The sequence below is a fragment of the Salinivibrio sp. MA427 genome (genome assembly GCF_001996115.1).
GTDB classification, from domain to species: Bacteria; Pseudomonadota; Gammaproteobacteria; order Enterobacterales; family Vibrionaceae; genus Salinivibrio; species Salinivibrio costicola.
The window spans coordinates 1-2,382 of record NZ_MUFH01000341.1 but is presented as its reverse complement, the minus strand read 5'-3'; the positions used below and the strand labels follow the sequence as shown (position 1 = coordinate 2,382).

Below are 2,382 nucleotides of genomic sequence, written 5' to 3'. Positions count from 1 at the left end.
CATCGTTGCTGATCATTCCTTCACTATTCACCGGGCTAGCGCTACAAGATCCTAATACACCACTATGGCAATATCAGTTACTTGCCCTCTTGTCAGGCATTGGAGGGGGGAACTTCGCGTCGTCAATGTCCAATATTAGCTTTTTCTACCCAAAGCAAAAACAGGGCTTAGCCTTAGGCCTCAATGCAGGCCTAGGTAACTTCGGCGTCACGACCATGCAGGTCGTTATACCGATAGTGATGACCTTTGCCGCCTTTGGGGCTTTTAGTGGCGATCCGACTCAACTCATTATCGATTCAGGGACAATTGTTGGCAAGATCAAGGCTGGCACCCCCACTTGGATTCAAAATGGCGCGTTTGTTTGGCTGTTGTTTTTAGTACCACTTGCTATCGCCAGTTGGTTTGGAATGGATAACATAGCCACACAAGAAGTCACGCCGGATCTCCCCTCTCCCCCAAAAGCCTTTACTATGATAGGCATGATGCTACTAATTGGATTAGTTACATCAGGGGCAGGACTTTGGCTTATGTTACCCACTGAGGCTAATGGAAGTGGGTGGAATGTTCCGAAAGAAGCGGCGTTAGTGCTTGTGTTGGTGTCAACATTGCTACTTCTCAAAGCATTGCCTGGTGCGATTGGTGATAGCCTTACCCATCAGTATCGTATCTTCAAAAACAAGCATACATGGATCATGAGTGTCATTTATACCATGACATTTGGTTCATTTATTGGCTTTTCCGCTGCGTTTCCATTGGCAATTCAACTGATCTTTGGCTATCAGCATATCGTCGTGGATGGTGTGATGACCCACTCAACCCCTAACCCTGCCGGACCGAGTGCACTTACTTATGCTTGGATGGCTCCTTTTATTGGCGCACTCGTGCGACCTATTGGCGGCTGGTTAGGTGACAAGTTTGGCGGCTCAAAAGTGACTCAAGTGTGTGCTGCTGTCATGACACTATCTGCACTTGGTGCAGCCTACTATATGGCGCAGGCATATGAATCAGAAACACCGCAAGAGTATTTTCTGCCTTTCTTCGTACTGTTCTTATTCTTGTTTACCGCATCCGGAGTAGCGAACGGTTCGGTATTCCGCAGTATTGCGATCATTTTCCCCAAGTCAGAAGCGGGTCCTGTTTTAGGATGGACATCAGCCGTTGCCGCATACGGTGCGTTCTACATTCCAATGGTGTTTGGTGAGCAAATCAAAGCCACAACACCAGAAAATGCACTGATCGGATTTGCTATCTTCTACGCAAGCTGTTTTGTCGTTAACTGGTTGTTTTACCTTAGAAAGAAAGGTGAATACTATAACCCATAGCGTCCACGCACTTGTCAATGTTTTATAGTCAAATATGTGGGCAGCCAAGGCTGCCCTCAACTAAGTAGGTTTAAAATGCAAATAGCCAGCTACAAAGATTTAATTGCTGCCGCCAGCATGCAGTCAGAGCCACAGAGATTACTTTTTGTGTTTGCGAAAGCCGAATTACCAGAAGGGCATACAACAGAGCAAAAGAGTGTTTTTCAATCAGGAAAAGGAGGAGCGCTCACCCCTGTCCTTTGTGTGGACAAGCTTCCAAAAGAAGTAGAAACCTTTTCTACACTGGTTGCTGAATCCCTCACAACCGGTTTCGATTGGGATGTGGTATTCATTTCTGCACTCGATGGACGAGGTGGCTACCCACCCAATAGCGATCAGGCGCAACAGCCACTAAGAATGATGCTGAATCAAATAAATGAAGGAAAAATCGGCATGTTTATTACGGCAAATAGAAACGGAGATTTAATTTCCCTCAACCCGGCTTAACAAGGTAAAAACTATAATGCTAGATGAACATGAGTATCAACGCTATGATCGCCAAATTGCTCTCAAATGTGTGGATATCGAAGGCCAAGAGCGGCTCAAAGCGACTCGCATTTTGGTTATAGGCGCTGGCGGCTTGGGATCCGCCGCGGCTCCATATCTCGCCTCCTCTGGAGTGGGCCACATTACAATATCTGATTTTGATAAAGTGGAACTGTCTAACCTACACCGACAAACCTGCTTTATTGAAAATGATATCGGCCGTTATAAATCTGAAGCGATGTGCGATCGTCTGCTTGCTAATAATAGTCATATTTCTTGTGTACCCATAACGTCGAAGCAGTCCTCGCAACTATTAACTGAAACGATTATCGAGCATGATATCGTCCTTGACTGTACCGACAACAAGCCTACGCGAGAGCTCATCAATGAAATCTGTTGGCAGCAAAAAACCTTACTAATTTCAGGCTCTGCCATTCGTACCGAGGGACAGGTAGGTGTTTTTACTGCCAATAAGAATGAAGCCTGTTATCAATAGGTGTTTTTACTGCCAATAAGAATGAAGCCTGTTATCAAT

General features: G+C 45.6%; 3 protein-coding genes. All 3 read left to right on the top strand.

What is annotated here, in order from left to right; genetic code table 11:
* The coding region (locus BZG79_RS14235) for an antiporter (RefSeq protein WP_077774727.1) at window positions 1–1,322 on the top strand (1,322 nt) is incomplete at its 5' end.
* Window positions 1,323–1,397: 75 nt separating this feature from the next.
* Window positions 1,398–1,808, top strand: coding sequence for a ribonucleotide reductase subunit alpha (locus tag BZG79_RS14230; RefSeq protein ID WP_077679668.1), 411 nt, complete (start codon window positions 1,398–1,400; stop codon window positions 1,806–1,808).
* 16 nt (window positions 1,809–1,824) lie between these two features.
* Window positions 1,825–2,343, top strand: coding sequence for a ThiF family adenylyltransferase (locus tag BZG79_RS14225; protein WP_077774726.1), 519 nt, complete (start codon window positions 1,825–1,827; stop codon window positions 2,341–2,343).
* Window positions 2,344–2,382: the final 39 nt, after the last annotated feature.

Excerpts from the sequence above, each read along its gene's own strand:
- BZG79_RS14225 (WP_077774726.1), top strand. The coding sequence starts at position 1,825 with ATGCTAGATGAACATGAGTATCAACGCTATGATCGCCAAATTGCTCTC.
- BZG79_RS14230 (WP_077679668.1), top strand. The coding sequence starts at position 1,398 with ATGCAAATAGCCAGCTACAAAGATTTAATTGCTGCCGCCAGCATGCAG.